This is a genomic window from Pseudoalteromonas denitrificans DSM 6059, from assembly GCF_900112265.1.
Lineage (GTDB): Bacteria > Pseudomonadota > Gammaproteobacteria > Enterobacterales > Alteromonadaceae > Pseudoalteromonas > Pseudoalteromonas denitrificans.
In genome coordinates this window covers 1-15,143 of the sequence record NZ_FOLO01000086.1, presented here as the reverse complement: position 1 = coordinate 15,143, position 15,143 = coordinate 1, and the positions used below count along the sequence as shown (strand labels likewise).

The following is a 15,143-nucleotide window of genomic DNA, read 5'->3' as shown; positions in this document are numbered from 1 at the left end:
ACCTCGACCTTGGCAAGGTCGCGCTCTACCAGCTGAGCTAGTACCGCATCACATTTAGTTTATTACAGTTAAACTATACTGTTTTCCACTTTTAAATAAGCCATTATTTAAAATGGTGCCCGAGGCCGGACTTGAACCGGCACACTCTAAGAGCGAGGGATTTTAAATCCCTTGTGTCTACCAATTCCACCACTCGGGCATCGAGTTGCTATCATATAAAATGAAAGCGTGTGGAATATTAATTATTCATTGAGGAATAATTAATATTTGGAGCGGTACACGAGGCTCGAACTCGTGACCTCGACCTTGGCAAGGTCGCGCTCTACCAGCTGAGCTAGTACCGCATCACATGCAAAAAGTAATTTAAACCTCTTTGCTTTTGTTAATCAGGAGTCGCTCCCCTCTCAACACGGACGCATTCTACAGAGATTATATTACGCGTCAACACTAAAATGTTACTTTTAATCTGTTTGCTCATTTTTCAGCTAAAGCGCTGTAAAAATGCACGTTTAACTCGCATGAGAGTTCAAATCAGCCCATGCAAGTTGTAAATATTGTACCATTGACCAAAAAGTTAATACTGTTGCTACATATAAACAGGCATAACTCAGATAAGTCATCCACGGAGCCAATTGCCATGTAAGACCCATAATGGATAACATTTGTGCTAACGTTTTTATTTTTCCTAATTGGGATACAGCTACTCGCCCACGTTTTCCTTGTTCCGCCATCCATTCCCTTAATGCTGAAACAATTATTTCTCGCCCAATGATTATTACTGTCGGTATAGTGATCCAAATACTTTGGTAATGTTGTACTAATAAAATAAGTGCAACAGACACCATTACTTTATCAGCAACGGGATCTAAAAAAGCACCAAAGGGAGTTGATTGTTCAAGTTTACGCGCCAGATAGCCATCTAAGATGTCAGTAACTGCTGCCAACCAAAAAATAAAGGCGGCACCAAAGAAAGCCCAAGAGTATGGTAAATAAAATACCACTACAAAAATAGGGATAAGAAAAATTCGAAAGGCTGTTATTATATTAGGTATATTCCACATAACTACTTGTGATTACTTTTTTTTGTATATTCGCACGAAGAATTACCTTTTACCATGCAAAAGATTGAAATTAAATTTAACTAACTGCTTATTAAGACAAAAATTAAATCAGGAAATATGTTTATTTAAAAGAGACTCTATTTTATATTTTTATTCTAACCTTATTCTTGCCCAAGATTATTATTTATCATGCAAATGATTAAATATCTTTTCAGCCAACTCTTGGCTGATCCCAGGAACATTACACAATTGCTCTTTATTTGCAGCGTTCACACCTTGTATACCTCCCAGGTATTTTAAAATTGCCTGCCTTCTTTTTTGACCTATGCCTGAGATTTCTTCAAGAATTGATTGGTTTCGCTGCTTTTGCCTTTTGTTCCTATGACCTGCAATGGCAAAACGATGTGATTCATCCCTTATATGTTGAATTAAATGTAACGCTGGCGAATGAGAGTCCAAATTTATTGTTTTTCTACCGGCATCCATTAATAAAGTTTCAAGTCCCGGTTTTCTACTTGTTCCTTTTGCAACACCAATTAATAAAGGCAGCTTATCTAAATGCCAATCCTTAAAAAAAGTTTCAGCTTGCGATAACTGTCCTTTACCACCATCAATGAATAAAACATCAGGAACTTTTGATTCATCAATCATTTTGCTATAACGTTTTTTTAGTGCAAAGGCCATAGCAGCATAATCATCGCCGCCAGTGATCCCTGTTACATTAAAGCGCCTGTATTCTTTTTTATTTGGCCCATTTGAATCAAATACCACGCAAGATGCAACTGTATTTTCTCCCATAGTATGGCTAATATCAAAACATTCCATACGATTTATATTATCTAGCTGCAATGTCTCTTTTAATAAATCGTAACGTTTTGTGATCGAGTCTTGTGCACTTTGCTTTATAACAATACTGTTTAATGCATTTTTATTAGCTAGTTGTAAATACTGATATTTTTCCCCCCTAGTTGTGGTTTGCAATTTTATTTTCCTATCACTCACTTGTGATAATGCAGCTGCAAGCTCTGCTTGTTCTGGGTAAGTAAAAGGTAAAACAACCTCTTTTGGGATCCTAGAGCCATTAGTGACAGATAAATAATACTGCGACAAAAAAGAGGCAAGAATTTCGTTTTCTGTTGAATCCTTTGGTATTTTAGGATAAAAAGTTTTACTACCTAAAATTTTATGATCCCTAATAATCAAAATGTGCACGGCTGTTAAACCATTTTTTGACTCAAAACCTATTACATCCATTTCAGCATGTGTTCCAGTGACCGATTGTTGTTCCTGCATTTTAGTTAATACTAAAATTTGATCTCTGAAGGTCGCTGCTTTTTCAAAATTTAATGCAATACTGGCAGCTTCCATTTTATTAACAAGTTCAGAAATTACCTGAGATGATTTACCGCTTAAAAAAAGACGGACAAAACTAACTTGCTGTTGGTAATCAGTTTGACTAATTTCACCTACACAAGGCGCAGAACAACGTTTTAATTGAAATTGCAAACAAGGTCGGCTTCGTGCACGATAATAAGCATCCTCACATTGACGCACCGGAAAAATCTTTTGCATTAAACGTAGACTTTGAGACACTGCTCCTGAACTTGGATAAGGTCCAAAATAATCACCTTTGATTTTTTGGGCTCCTCGATGAAAGCTCAGTCTTGGATGTATATGGTCTGTTAATAAAATATAGGGGTATGACTTATCATCTCTAAGTAAAATATTGTACCTAGGCTGATATTGTTTGATCAGATTATTTTCTAACAACAGCGCTTCAGTTTCAGTATTTGTGAGTGTAACTTCAACACTGCAAATATTTTTAACCAAAGCTCTGGTTTTACTTTCTGGAATATGACTTCGAAAGTAACTTGAAACACGTTTTTTTAGATTTTTTGCTTTGCCAACATAAATGACTTGGAGCTCTTTATCTAACATCCGGTATACACCCGGTTCTTCAGATAAAGAGTTTATAAATATTTTTGGATCAAATGACTGCATTCGTATACTCAAACAATTTCAGTTTTAAATAAAGTGAAACTAAAAACCTTCAGTGTCGATATCAATCATTTTATGTCTGATAGCTAAATGTGTTAATTCTACATCGCCACCTATATCTAATTTTTCGAACATACGATAGCGGTAACTATTAACCGTTTTAGACGTTAAATTAAGTTGCTCTGCAATATTTTGAACTTTTTCACCTTTTGTGATCATTAACATAATTTGCAGGTCACGATCTGACAAACTTTTAAAAGGATTTTCATCTGTTCGCCCACTAAATTGCGCCAAAGCAATTTGTTGTGCAATCTCAGGAGCGATATATCTTTGACCTGACTTAACGGCTTTTATCGCATGAACCATTTCATTGGAACCTGCACTTTTAGTTAAATAACCATGGGCTCCCATTTGCATCACTTTGCTCGGAAAAGGGTCTTCGCAATGAACTGTTAAAACAATGACTTTCACATCAGGACAAAATCTACATATCTTTTTAGTTGCTTCCATGCCTCCGATCCCAGGCATGTTCATGTCCATCAGTACAATATCAGGATGATTTTGACGACAAAACTGAACAGCTTCTTCACCTGTTTTAGCTTCTCCGACGACTTTAAAGCCTCTCACATCATCAAGAATTCTTTTGATCCCCGTTCTTACAAGTTCATGGTCATCAACTAACAACACATTTATCAAAGGTTTTTCCTTTTTTAGAAAATTAAGCTGTGCTCTGCGAGAATAATCAAATCTGCCATCACTGTAAATACCGACAGGCTTGCTTTTAAGTTATTTTTATAACTTTTGAGCTTTTTATGTTTGAAAAAACTGTTTTGATATATGTTATAGCCAAACTATACTTTCGTTTTAACAATTTCATTGTATCTTTGTAATAACAAATTCCAGCTTTAATTGGAGAATAAGGGATCTCATGTCTAATATTTTTGATGATAATTCACTCAGCATTGGCAATACGCCACTTGTAAAACTAAATCGTGTAACTAAAGGTAATGTATTTGCAAAAGTAGAAGCCCGTAATCCAAGCTTCAGTGTAAAATGTCGCATTGGCGCTTCAATGATTTGGGAAGCTGAAAAATCTGGTGAACTCACTGCTGGAAAAGAGCTTATTGAACCAACTTCAGGTAATACTGGTATTGCACTTGCTTTTGTAGCTGCTTCTAGGGGTTATAAATTAACCTTAACTATGCCAAATACGATGAGTTTAGAGCGCCGTAAGCTCCTAAAAGCATTAGGTGCTAATGTTGTTTTAACTGAAGGTGCAAAAGGAATGAAAGGTGCTATCGAAAAAGCACAAGAAATTCAGCAAAGTGCTCCTGATAAGTTTATTTTATTACAACAATTTGAAAATCCAGCAAACCCTAAAATTCATTTTGAAACAACAGGGCCTGAAATATATAAAGATACTGATGGTAAAATTGATTTCTTTGTAGCAGGTGTTGGTACTGGTGGTACTATCACTGGCGTGAGTCGTTACCTTAAACTAGAAAAAAATCTAGATATAAAATCTGTTGCCGTTGAACCTGAAGACTCACCTGTTATTCAACAAAAGCTAGCAGGAAAAGAGCTAACACCTGGTCCTCATAAAATTCAAGGGATAGGTGCGGGTTTTATTCCTGGTAACTTAGACCTAGAAATGATTGATGAAGTTGCACTTGTTTCAAATGAAGAAGCTATTGCCATGTCTCATCGCCTAATGAAAGAAGAAGGTATTTTAGCTGGTATTTCATCTGGCGCAGCTGTAGTTGCAGCTTCTCGCATTGCTCAAAAGCCTGAAAATGTAGATAAAAATATAGTTGTTATCTTACCTAGCTCAGCTGAACGTTATTTATCTAGCCCATTGTTTGCTGACGAATTCAGTGATGATGAACTTGTTCAATAGCTTTTTAACGCTTTGAATCTTAAAAACCAAAACATCTGTTTTGGTTTTTTTATTTACACAAATAATATAAATTCTATTGTTCACTTCTTTACTCTTCGAACCTTTACAATCAAATATTTAACATTAAACTAAAAATATATGTTTAAATTATTATTTATCTTCTGAGGTTTATATATGTACCTTTTTCGTTCTTTCCTCACGGCTTGCTTAGCTCTATTCTTAAGTGCTTGTTCAGATGATAACGCTGAAGTCTCAGGAGATAATAATTCTCCTGAATATACAGCAACCGTTTTTTTCTATGCGATTTATGAAGAGAAAGATTTGAAAAAGACAATGTCATTGTCAACACCTAAACTTGCCAGAATCATAAAATCTTATGGCAGTACTCGCCAATTTGCGAGAAACCTTATTAATATGCAGTTTGATAAGGTCAATATTGAAATCGACAGAACAAGTAAAAGTATACGTAAACGCTACGGAGATAAAGCAACAATCACATTAATTTTTTCTGGCACTTTTAACGGAAGAAAAGTAGATGACATGCGAAGTGTTAAGCTAATTCAGAAAAAAGGAAAGTGGTTTATAGAAAAAATTGTTGATGACCCTTACGCTAGATAATCAAGTCGCTTAAGCTCAGATATTTAATTCGATTTTTTAAATATTCCTGAGCTTAATCACCCTTCCTATTAATCTGCTTTAAATATACCTACATAAGTATTTGTTGTATTAGACTTAGTCGCACGATACATGCCTTTAGTATTAAATGGTAAACTTATATTGCCTTTAGTATCGATTATAATCACACCACCTGTACCACCAACAGGCATAAGCACATCATGAATGACTTCCTTACCAGCTTGTTCTATCGTTTTACCTTGATATTGCACTCTGGCGCAAATATCAGCCGCCACATTATATCTAATGAAATACTCGCCATGACCTGTAGCCGATACTGCACAAGAATTATTATCAGCAAATGTCCCTGCACCAATAACAGGAGAATCACCAATACGTCCAAAACGCTTAGCAGTCATGCCTCCGGTAGAAGTACCCGCAGCAACATTTCCCTCTTTATCTAACGCCACCGCACCAACAGTGCCCATTTTATAATTAACAGGCAGTGCATTATGTTTTGCCTGATAATCTTTATTTGAATGTGCAGCTTTAAGTTTTTTCTTGGCATTTAATAATGATTGATACCTATGCTCGGTATCAAATATTTTATTATCGACTAACTTTATGCCTTGATGTTTTGCAAATGTTTCAGCGCCTTTACCAGATAACATCACATGAACAGATTTATCCATCACAAGGCGCGCTAAATTTATCGGGTTCTCAATGTGCTTCACACCAGATACAGCCCCTGCTTGACGATTTTTGCCATACATAATAGAAGCATCCATTTCATGTTTTTCATCATATGTATAAACGGCACCTTTTCCAGCATTAAAAAATGGTGAGTTTTCTAACACAGTAATGGCAGTAGTGACAGCATCAAGGCTGCTACCACCTTTACCTAATAACGCATAGCCAGCTTCTACTGCTTCCTTTAATTTAGCCCTATAGGCTTTCTCTTTTTCAGGAGTAAATTTACTTCTTTCAATCGTACCTGCACCGCCATGGATCGCGATAGCAATCGGTGACTCTTTTGCAATTATACAAAGAGGTATCATACTTAAGCCTATACCGCACATAATCTGTGATAAAACAAATAAATTTTTCATGAATATCTCTTGATTTAAATGATAGATTCAATTTGTACTAAATATTTTTTAAGTGCAAGCAAATACGATGAGAAATTAAGCTTTAGCAATGAGTGTCTTGATACAATTAAATACAATAATGAGCTTAACGATACTGTATAACTAGTTATTTCTAAGAGAGTTATTTAAAAAGTAACATTTTATAGGTTTAATTATGAAAAATAAAAAAGGCATTGAAGATGGTGATTTAAAATGGTTAGGCTATTTAATTTGTATTATAAGTTCAATCATATCAATATCAGTCATCTACATGATTTTAATATGATTTTGTTTAAAAGGTATCAGTCACTATTTTTTTTCATTGAATAAAACCTTTCATTAATTAAATACAAGCAAGTTTATAAACATCGGTTTGTTTTTTGAGCTAGATCAATTTTTTTAATAAACAAAGGCGTAATCTGGAGTTATTAAATAAGGAGATGCTGATGCCAGTCAACAAATTATTAGACTCATTAAAAGACAAGCAACTTGAATTAATCAATCGTATTAATGCAATCGAAAATGATTTTAAACAAGGCCGATCACAAGACTTTGCAGAACAAGCCACTGAAAACGAAAACGATCAAGTACTCGATGAAATTCGCAACGAGGCTAAAAGTGAATTACAGCTTGTTAATGAAGCGATCCGTAAGTTAGCAAATGACCAATATGGTATATGCTCTCATTGCTCTAATGATATACACCCTGAAAGACTCAATGCCCTACCTTATACCCAAACCTGTATTCACTGCGCACATTAGGAAAATAATATGAATATACAAAAACATGACATTCATCATGAGTTCCCTGAATTTAAAGAAGAAATTAGAGAATTAAAAATGACAAATGCGTATTTTTCTCGCTTATTTAAGGACTATCATGAGCTTGATCATGAAGTTATTCGCATTGAAGAAGGTGTAGAAAATACATCAGATGAATATTTAGAAACATTAAAAGTAAAAAGACTACGTCTAAAAGACGAACTATACTCCATGTTGAAAAAACATACTACACCAGCCTAGTTGACATAATAAACAATACCCAATTTACTTGCACCAAGGCGCTTTCGAGCGCTTTTTTATTTTTAATTTTACTGCCCCAATTTGGGTTAAACATTCATTTAAAAATAAATTGCCAGTGTATTACAAAGGTGCAATTTTTTACAATTTCCAGTGTTAGATTTCAATTATAATTTAGTAAATACAAAACATTGGATCTAAAATGAAAACCATAGGTATGCTTGGCGGATTAAGCTGGGAGTCTACAGCATTATATTACGAGACAATAAATCAAGAAATAAAACATCGTTTTGGTGAGTTACATTCAGCTAGAATTAATTTACATAGTATGAACTTTGCAGAAATAGAAATTTTATTAAAACAAAAAAATTGGTCATCTATAACAGATAAACTTGTGTCTCAAGCGCTTTTAATTGAGTCATCTGGCGCTGATTTTTTAATGATTTGTAATAATACATTACACCATGTTGCCCATGAAATAGACAAAGCAATCACTATACCCTTACTCCATATAACTGACGTCACTGGCGCGCAACTTCTTAAAGATAAAATCAATTGCGTAGGTTTACTTGGAACAAAACAAACTATGGAGTTAGGTTTCTACAAAGACAGACTCAAAGACAAATTTGGCTTGCAAGTATTAACCCCCCAGATAAAAGAAAGAGAGACTCTACAAAATATTATCTTTGGTGAACTGTGTATTGGGGAAATAAATGAAAGCTCTCGTATCAAAGCTATCAACATAATTAATAATTTAGTTAAAGATGGTGCACAAGCTATCATTTTAGGTTGTACTGAATTACCTTTGTTACTTCAAGAGGATCACACTGAAACCCCTTTATATGACACGAGTCAATTACATTCCCATGCTGCTGTTAGTATCGCGATAAACAGAACTAAGGAAGTTAGAGATGAAGCAAAATAAAATCAACTTAAAAGATAAATTTGTAAAGTTTAACGACCTCTGGTCTCCCCGCGTAATTGCACAGATGAATGATTACCAATTTAAATTAGTTAAAGTAGCAGGTGATTTTGTTTGGCATGTTCATGAAAAAACTGACGAAGTATTTTTAGTGATAGAAGGTACTCTAGATATTGAATTTCGAGATAGCAAGGTAACACTTAATTCAGGAGAAATGTGTGTAGTTCCTAAAGGAGTAGAGCATAAACCATCTGCAAAATCACAGTGCAAAATTATGATCATAGAACCTGAAAATGTGATTAATACAGGTAATATTGAAAGTAAACTCAAAGCAAAAAATAATATTTGGCTCTAAAGACCTTACAAAAAATGAATAGGTTTTACTTTTTCAAGATGAAAATAATGCAACTTTAAAAAGGTAAAACCTCATTAACCTAAGCTACTCAGAAAATCGGCCTGTTGACTCTCTATTAATTAATTGTGCTTCTAAGGTTTCTTTATGAATCGGCAAAGCTTCTTCTTGTGACGTAAACTGCTCTATCAATTTATTAATCGCAATATAAGTCATTTTTTCAACGGGTTGTGCTATCGTGGTTAATCCTGGCCAAATATGACGTGCAATAGGCGCATTATCAAAACCTGCAATAGAAAGCTGCTCAGGTACCTTTAAAGTCAATTGTGAAGCCACTTTTAATACTGCTGCTGCCATATAATCATTTGAAGCAAAAACCGCTGAGGGTCGTACTTTTAAATTTAAAATTTTACGTGCACTGTCTTCACCAGAATGATAACTAAAGTTACCTTCATCGACTAATTCAGGTTTAAATTCTATATTATTTTTCTCAAGTGCCTTTAAATAACCTGAAAACCTTAAAGTAGTCGAACTATGGTCTGGATGACCTTTAATAAAAGCAATATCAGTATGCCCTAATGAAATTAAAAGTTCTGTAATTTCAAATGCAGCTTGCTCATCGTTACTTCGAATTGAAATAGAATCATCTTCTAGTTCACCTGGCGCCACTCTTGCGTATGGAATACTTTTATTTTTTAAAAATGCCAATAAATCTGGCTGATCTGAAAACGGGGGCGTTAATACCAAACCATCTAAACGTGTTCTGCGAATAAGTGCATCTATATTATCAAGTAATGCCTGCCCTCTTAATTCGCATGGGTGAATCAGTAAGTTATAGCTTTTATCATGACATGCCGATAACGCACCTGTTTGCACACGTGTAATATAACTTTTACTTGGGTTGTCATACAAACACCCTATGATAAAACTACGATTATGCGCAAGACCCCGAGCGATAGGGTTAGGTCTATAATCAAGATCTTTAAATGCTTGCTGTACTTTTTCTCTAGTAGCACTGCTAACATTTGGCTCTTCATTTAATACACGAGAAACCGTTTTTTTAGACACGCCAGCATATTTTGCAACACTGTTTATCGTTGCTTTACTCATTTAATTCTCTTTTTTAAAAATAAATCGCCTTTAGCGATTTGCAATACACGCTGCAGCACCAATTAATGGAATATTATCCTGAACAACTAAAGTCACGGGTATATCTTGTACAAAATTTGTCATTATTCCCTTTTTTACAAAATTTTGAGAAAACTGACTATCCAATAAAATGTGTTGTATTCTAGGTAAGATCCCCCCCCCTATGAATACACCTCCTCGCGCGCCAAAAGTCAGCGCTAAGTCACCTGCTACGGAACCTAACCAAGAGCAAAATTGTTCAAGGGTTTTAAGACAAATTTCACAATGTCCATCCAATGCACGCTGTGTTATTTGAGAAGGATTTAATTCATCAACTTCCACTTGTTCAATTTTAGCCATCGCTTGATACAAACGTGTTAAGCCTATGCCTGAAAAAACAGTTTCAACAGAAACATGGTCATATTGTTTTTTTAATTGCGCTAATAACTCAAATTGTAATTGTGTTACCGCAGCTAAAGTAATATGCCCAGCTTCACAGCTTAATACGGTTTGATGTTGATTATTTTTAACTAAAGCCGCAGCTCCAAAACCAGTACCGGGGCCAATCACAGCTATATTTTCATTATCAGAAAAATAACCTGACTTAATTGACAAATTTTCAGTTTTATCTAAATAAGGTGCAGCATAGGCAAAAGCAGCAAAGTCATTAATGATGCTTAATTGTTCAAAACCAAACTCTTGTTTTACATCGCTAACAACAAAATTCCAGCCCAAATTAGTTAATCGAACCGACTCGCCTTTAATTGGCCCTGCAACGGCTAGACAGGCATACTTAGGTGCATAAAATGATACAAATTCAACATACTGAGATAATGCACTTTCAAGTGATGAAAAATCAGCACTGGGGTAAGTTTGAGCCTGTTCAATTTTAAATTTCATTGCGCTTTTATCAAAAGCAGTGACTAACGCAAAACGCGCATTGGTGCCGCCAATATCAGCAACTATAATAGGTTCAAATGCATTGTCATGATGCATGTTATTCTCTCTATATTAAATATCTTATTAAAAATATATGCTGAGCTATATTTAGGGTATTTACTCTCTTATGGATTTATTTTTATAATACGTACTAAAGATAATCCTCCATGAACCACTTCACATTATGATAACCCCATTCTGACACCGGTGTCATGTCATTTTTAATATAAAATATTTTATTCTCGTTAAAAACAGTTATTCTATTGGACTAAAATAATAAATAGCTTTATTTAAAGGTTTGTAAAATGAAAGGTAAGGCAACGTCGTTTGATATAGCGCATTATGCTGGGGTATCACAATCTACAGTTTCACGCGCTTTACGTAATAGCCCGTTAGTTAACGAAGAAACACGTAAAAAAGTACACGAAATTGCTAAAGAACTTAATTATAAAGTTGATAAAAATGCCAGTAACTTACGTACACAACAAAGCAATACGATTGCTTTGCTTCTTTTTGAAGATCCCACAAAAGATGACTCACAAATAAATCCTTTTTTTCTTGCTATGTTAGGCTCAATAACACGAGCTTGTGCTAACGTAGGTTACGATTTATTGATCTCATTTCAGCAATCTAGCAAAGATTGGCATGCCGATTATGAAGACAGTCATAGAGCTGATGGCATCATATTACTAGGCTATGGTGATTTTATTGATTATCAGGAAAAACTTGATAAATTAATGGTCCAAGGGACTAAATTTGTATGTTGGGGCGCAAAAGTAGAGCAAAGCCCGCGTTTATCGATTAGTTGTGATAACTATCATGGCGGGCAATTAGCAGCTGAACATTTAATCAATTTAAAGCGAACTAATTGTGCATTCATTGGTGATGCTTCCGAACACAGCCCTGAGTTTTTTGCGAGATTTAATGGCTTTAATGACGAATTTAAAAAGCATGGTCTTGAAATAGACTCTCGTAAAATTGCGAATGCCATTTCAACCGATGATTCAGGTTTTCATGCTACAAAATCTTTAATAAGCAATAATATAAAATTTGATGCCCTATTTGCAGCCAGTGACTTAATAGCCATTGGGGCCATTTCAGCTTTAACACAAGCCGGAATAAAAGTACCAGAAGATGTTGCAGTAATAGGTTTTGATGATATTCCAATTGCCAGTTTCACGACCCCTCCACTTACTACCGTCCACCAAAATACTTCTAAAGCAGGGGAAATGTTAGTGACTAATTTATTGCGCCTAATACATGAGCAAGACATTGAAGAAAATTTGTTAATACCTGAACTCATTATCAGAGCATCCACTCGCTAGCTTAAACTTTACTTTACATCGAAAGAAGTCAATTTTTTGAAATAAAATGGACTATCAATATATGTTCATGCCAGTTATCTCATCTATATCCATAAAGCTGATATCAACACTGAGTGATATTAGCTTTATGTGTTAAATATAGTTAAAGTTTAGCTTGATAGCGTGTTAGGCCAAGTTCTAAATCTTCTAATAAATCGTCAATATCCTCTAAACCTATATGTAAACGGATCAGTGCGCCTTTATCCCAGCCAGTTGCTGTTCTTAAATGATTTACTGATAAACTTGCAGTGATCAAACTTTCAAATCCTCCCCATGAAAAGCCCATTTTGAAATGATGCATGCCATCAAGTAATGCTGTAATAGCATTTTGATTACTTTGTTTCATTACAAATGAAAACAAACCATTGCTCCCAGAGAAATCTCGTTTAAAAAATTCATGTCCAGGGCAAGACTCAAATGCAGGATGGCGGATATGATCAACTAATGGATGATTTTCAAGCCATTTTGCCACCTTAATCGCATTTTCTTCATGCTGTTTTAGTCGAACAGGCATAGTTCGTAAGCCTCTTAGCGCTAAATAAGCATCATCAGGAGAAATACACTGACCTAATAGATATGAGTTTTCACGTAGTTGATCCCAATGTTTTTCATTAGCAACAGCGACACCTAGCATTACATCTGAGTGACCTACGATATACTTTGTTGCTGCTTGAATTGAAATATCCACACCAAAATCCAAAGGTTTATAGTGAAAACCATTACCCCAAGTATTATCCAGCATAACAAGCATATTATGCTGATGAGCGATATTTGTTAATGTAGGTACATCTTGAACTTCCATAGTCAAAGAGCCTGGAGATTCTAAAAATAAAATACGGGTATTATCACGGATCAGATCTTCAATTCCAGCGCCTATCAATGGGTCATAATAAGTGGTCTCAACATTCATATTAACAAGAATTTTATCGCAAAAATCTCTAGTCGGTTCATAAGCATTGTCAACCATTAAAATATGATCGCCTGCTTTTACAAAAGCTAAAATAGTTTGTGTAATAGCGGCAGCACCACATGGATATAAAGCACAACCCGCGCCATTTTCTAGTTGTGTAATCGCATCCTGAAATGCAAAATGGGTTGTTGTGCCTCGACGTCCATAAAATAAAGTTTCATTAGCGCGATTTTTGACAGCATGTTGCATATCAGCAACAGATTCAAATACAACTGTGGATGCTCTTTGTACTACTGGGTTAACAACACCATGGGTAAATTCTTTTTTTCGTCCAGAGGAAATTATTTGAGTTTCTTTTTTCATTTTTATTTGATCCATATATTTTTAGTTATTGTGCCAGAAATAACACCAATTTCCTGCTGAGTATTTTTCATTTTAAGCACTTAGCCAATGATCAATTAGAAATCGTGAAATTGAATCTTTTCGAGGTAACTTAAATTCTACCCCTTCATCCCCCCAGTCTTTAAAATACTTTAACTCTTCACGAGAAAACCACTTAGCTTGCTCTAACTCATCTTGATCAACTTCTATATTACTATCCGTAGCTGTGGCAATAAAACCTAGCATAATAGATGAAGGAAAAGGCCAAGGCTGAGAAGCTATATATTTAACATCTTTTACCTGTATACCCGACTCTTCTAATACTTCACGTTTAACTGCTCTTTCAAGTGTTTCGCCAGGATCTACAAATCCAGCTAAAGTTGAAAATACTCCCTCAGGCCAACTTGCTTGACGTCCTAACAAACAACGTTCAGTACCATCCTCAAATGTTTTTTTCACTAACATTATCACTGCAGGATCAGTTCTAGGAAAAGTTTGATGTAAACAGTTTTGATTAGTACAAATTCGAGAATGTCCCGCCTCCACTAATATATTGATAGTGCCACATCGTCCGCAAAATTTATGTGTCCTATGCCAATGACATAAAGCACGCGCTAAAATTAAAATTGACGCAACTTCATTTTTTATATTTGGCCCAAAATGCCTCACATCATATAACTCACCTAATTCATTAATATTTGAAATGTAAGTTTCATCAAAAGTTGTAAAATCTAAAGCAAAATAAGAAACTTGCTTATCTATACCTAGAAATATGGCATCAGATAATTGTTCTGTTTCAAGGCCTAAGGTTAAAATTTGTTTTTTTGATAAAAATAAAGGCTCCTGAGTCTGAGAACAAAATAAATTTTTATCTTCAAACATCACCAACCATTGACTATTTTTATCTTTTTTTGATTCCAACCAGGTATTATCTTTTCGAAAATTAGAAGCTCTATCTAAATTCATTTCACAATATTTAAGCATCTTATTCCTGTTCCATTTTGTTATTTTGATAATTAATAGCCCATTTATCTGACCAGTCACCCATAGGTTTAATTAAACTTGCTAAACCTTGTGCTTGTTCAGTCAAACCATATCCTAATGCTCTTTTTTCAACAAAACCAAGCTGCATTAATTCTTTTAATCTATTATTCAATAAGGTAGGTGAAATATCCTCACATCGTTTTTGTAATTCTCGAAAAGTAGCGTCTGAAAAGCTCAATTGCCAAACAATACCTAAACACCATGTTCGACCTAAGAGGTCAAATAAAGCCATGATAGGTTTCCCTGTTTTTGAACCTCTTACAGGTGACCCCGGAATTGGAAGTGCCATATTAAACCCTTTAATTTTTAAAATATGAAACAAAATATAAACATCAAATAACGCACAATAAATCAGTTTACTGTTTTTGAACCTCTTACAGGTGACC

At 34.8% G+C, this 15,143-nt stretch carries 16 protein-coding genes and 2 tRNA genes; 7 read left to right on the top strand and 11 right to left on the bottom strand.

Annotated features, from left to right (window positions below; all coding sequences use genetic code 11):
• Positions 1-113 precede the first annotated feature (113 nt).
• From BM088_RS25670 to uvrY, 5 genes are all read right to left on the bottom strand, one after another.
• Positions 114-199, bottom strand: a tRNA-Leu gene (locus BM088_RS25670).
• 69 nt (positions 200-268) lie between these two features.
• Positions 269-344, bottom strand: a tRNA-Gly gene (locus BM088_RS25665).
• A gap of 165 nt (positions 345-509) precedes the next feature.
• Positions 510-1,061 (bottom strand): CDP-diacylglycerol--glycerol-3-phosphate 3-phosphatidyltransferase, encoded by a 552-nt coding sequence (gene pgsA / locus BM088_RS25660; RefSeq protein WP_091991624.1) that lies wholly within the window; start codon positions 1,059-1,061, stop codon positions 510-512.
• A 180-nt stretch (positions 1,062-1,241) separates the two neighbouring features.
• On the bottom strand, positions 1,242-3,062 hold the full coding sequence (gene uvrC / locus BM088_RS25655) for an excinuclease ABC subunit UvrC (protein WP_091991622.1): 1,821 nt from the start codon (positions 3,060-3,062) through the stop codon (positions 1,242-1,244).
• Positions 3,063-3,101: 39 nt separating this feature from the next.
• Positions 3,102-3,755 (bottom strand): UvrY/SirA/GacA family response regulator transcription factor, encoded by a 654-nt coding sequence (gene uvrY, locus BM088_RS25650; protein ID WP_091991620.1) that lies wholly within the window; start codon positions 3,753-3,755, stop codon positions 3,102-3,104.
• Between the two features lie 232 nt (positions 3,756-3,987).
• On the opposite strand from uvrY, the gene cysK reads away from it, so the two are divergent.
• Both cysK and BM088_RS25640 read left to right on the top strand, forming a co-directional pair.
• On the top strand, positions 3,988-4,956 hold the full coding sequence (gene cysK / locus BM088_RS25645; protein ID WP_091991618.1) for a cysteine synthase A: 969 nt from the start codon (positions 3,988-3,990) through the stop codon (positions 4,954-4,956).
• Positions 4,957-5,130: 174 nt separating this feature from the next.
• Positions 5,131-5,574, top strand: a complete 444-nt coding sequence (locus BM088_RS25640) for a hypothetical protein (RefSeq protein WP_091991616.1) — start codon at positions 5,131-5,133, stop codon at positions 5,572-5,574.
• 68 nt (positions 5,575-5,642) lie between these two features.
• Here BM088_RS25640 and BM088_RS25635 read toward each other — a convergent pair whose 3' ends face one another.
• Entirely contained in the window at positions 5,643-6,650 is a 1,008-nt protein-coding gene (locus BM088_RS25635) for an isoaspartyl peptidase/L-asparaginase family protein (RefSeq protein ID WP_245763928.1), read from the bottom strand.
• A 494-nt stretch (positions 6,651-7,144) separates the two neighbouring features.
• Here BM088_RS25635 and BM088_RS25630 point away from each other — a divergent pair, with 494 nt between their 5' ends.
• The 4 genes from BM088_RS25630 to BM088_RS25615 all read left to right on the top strand — a co-directional run bounded on the left by BM088_RS25630 (position 7,145) and on the right by BM088_RS25615 (position 8,994).
• The gene (locus BM088_RS25630; protein WP_091991612.1) at positions 7,145-7,459 is read left to right on the top strand and encodes a TraR/DksA family transcriptional regulator; all 315 of its coding nucleotides are present in this window, start codon (positions 7,145-7,147) and stop codon (positions 7,457-7,459) included.
• Between the two features lie 9 nt (positions 7,460-7,468).
• The gene (locus tag BM088_RS25625) at positions 7,469-7,720 is read left to right on the top strand and encodes an HP1242/YdcH family protein (RefSeq protein WP_091991610.1); all 252 of its coding nucleotides are present in this window, start codon (positions 7,469-7,471) and stop codon (positions 7,718-7,720) included.
• Positions 7,721-7,919: 199 nt separating this feature from the next.
• Positions 7,920-8,642, top strand: coding sequence for an aspartate/glutamate racemase family protein (locus tag BM088_RS25620; RefSeq protein WP_091991608.1), 723 nt, complete (start codon positions 7,920-7,922; stop codon positions 8,640-8,642).
• Entirely contained in the window at positions 8,629-8,994 is a 366-nt protein-coding gene (locus tag BM088_RS25615; protein WP_091991606.1) for a cupin domain-containing protein, read from the top strand. Before BM088_RS25620 ends, BM088_RS25615 begins: the two co-directional genes overlap by 14 nt.
• An 84-nt stretch (positions 8,995-9,078) precedes the next feature.
• On the opposite strand, the gene BM088_RS25610 is transcribed toward BM088_RS25615, so the two are convergent.
• The gene (locus BM088_RS25610) at positions 9,079-10,101 is read right to left on the bottom strand and encodes a LacI family DNA-binding transcriptional regulator (protein ID WP_091991604.1); all 1,023 of its coding nucleotides are present in this window, start codon (positions 10,099-10,101) and stop codon (positions 9,079-9,081) included.
• 30 nt (positions 10,102-10,131) lie between these two features.
• Positions 10,132-11,115, bottom strand: a complete 984-nt coding sequence (glk, locus tag BM088_RS25605; RefSeq protein ID WP_091991602.1) for a glucokinase — start codon at positions 11,113-11,115, stop codon at positions 10,132-10,134.
• A 248-nt stretch (positions 11,116-11,363) separates the two neighbouring features.
• Here glk and BM088_RS25600 point away from each other — a divergent pair, with 248 nt between their 5' ends.
• Complete coding sequence (locus BM088_RS25600; protein ID WP_091991601.1) at positions 11,364-12,383, top strand: LacI family DNA-binding transcriptional regulator; 1,020 nt, start codon at positions 11,364-11,366, stop codon at positions 12,381-12,383.
• Between the two features lie 142 nt (positions 12,384-12,525).
• Here BM088_RS25600 and BM088_RS25595 read toward each other — a convergent pair whose 3' ends face one another.
• The 3 genes from BM088_RS25595 to BM088_RS25585 all read right to left on the bottom strand — a co-directional run.
• Positions 12,526-13,695, bottom strand: coding sequence for a cystathionine beta-lyase (locus BM088_RS25595; RefSeq protein WP_091991599.1), 1,170 nt, complete (start codon positions 13,693-13,695; stop codon positions 12,526-12,528).
• Between the two features lie 72 nt (positions 13,696-13,767).
• Positions 13,768-14,697 (bottom strand): NAD(+) diphosphatase, encoded by a 930-nt coding sequence (gene nudC, locus BM088_RS25590; RefSeq protein WP_091991596.1) that lies wholly within the window; start codon positions 14,695-14,697, stop codon positions 13,768-13,770.
• Between the two features lies 1 nt (position 14,698).
• The coding region (locus tag BM088_RS25585) for a winged helix-turn-helix transcriptional regulator (protein WP_245763927.1) at positions 14,699-15,143 on the bottom strand (445 nt) is incomplete at its 5' end.

Coding starts and splice junctions, on each gene's coding strand:
- pgsA (WP_091991624.1), bottom strand. CDS start 1,061: ATGTGGAATATACCTAATATAATAACAGCCTTTCGAATTTTTCTTATC.
- uvrC (WP_091991622.1), bottom strand. CDS start 3,062: ATGCAGTCATTTGATCCAAAAATATTTATAAACTCTTTATCTGAAGAA.
- cysK (WP_091991618.1), top strand. CDS start 3,988: ATGTCTAATATTTTTGATGATAATTCACTCAGCATTGGCAATACGCCA.
- BM088_RS25640 (WP_091991616.1), top strand. CDS start 5,131: ATGTACCTTTTTCGTTCTTTCCTCACGGCTTGCTTAGCTCTATTCTTA.
- BM088_RS25635 (WP_245763928.1), bottom strand. CDS start 6,650: ATGTGCGGTATAGGCTTAAGTATGATACCTCTTTGTATAATTGCAAAA.
- BM088_RS25630 (WP_091991612.1), top strand. CDS start 7,145: ATGCCAGTCAACAAATTATTAGACTCATTAAAAGACAAGCAACTTGAA.
- BM088_RS25625 (WP_091991610.1), top strand. CDS start 7,469: ATGAATATACAAAAACATGACATTCATCATGAGTTCCCTGAATTTAAA.
- BM088_RS25620 (WP_091991608.1), top strand. CDS start 7,920: ATGAAAACCATAGGTATGCTTGGCGGATTAAGCTGGGAGTCTACAGCA.
- BM088_RS25615 (WP_091991606.1), top strand. CDS start 8,629: ATGAAGCAAAATAAAATCAACTTAAAAGATAAATTTGTAAAGTTTAAC.
- BM088_RS25610 (WP_091991604.1), bottom strand. CDS start 10,101: ATGAGTAAAGCAACGATAAACAGTGTTGCAAAATATGCTGGCGTGTCT.
- glk (WP_091991602.1), bottom strand. CDS start 11,115: ATGCATCATGACAATGCATTTGAACCTATTATAGTTGCTGATATTGGC.
- BM088_RS25600 (WP_091991601.1), top strand. CDS start 11,364: ATGAAAGGTAAGGCAACGTCGTTTGATATAGCGCATTATGCTGGGGTA.
- BM088_RS25595 (WP_091991599.1), bottom strand. CDS start 13,695: ATGAAAAAAGAAACTCAAATAATTTCCTCTGGACGAAAAAAAGAATTT.
- nudC (WP_091991596.1), bottom strand. CDS start 14,697: ATGCTTAAATATTGTGAAATGAATTTAGATAGAGCTTCTAATTTTCGA.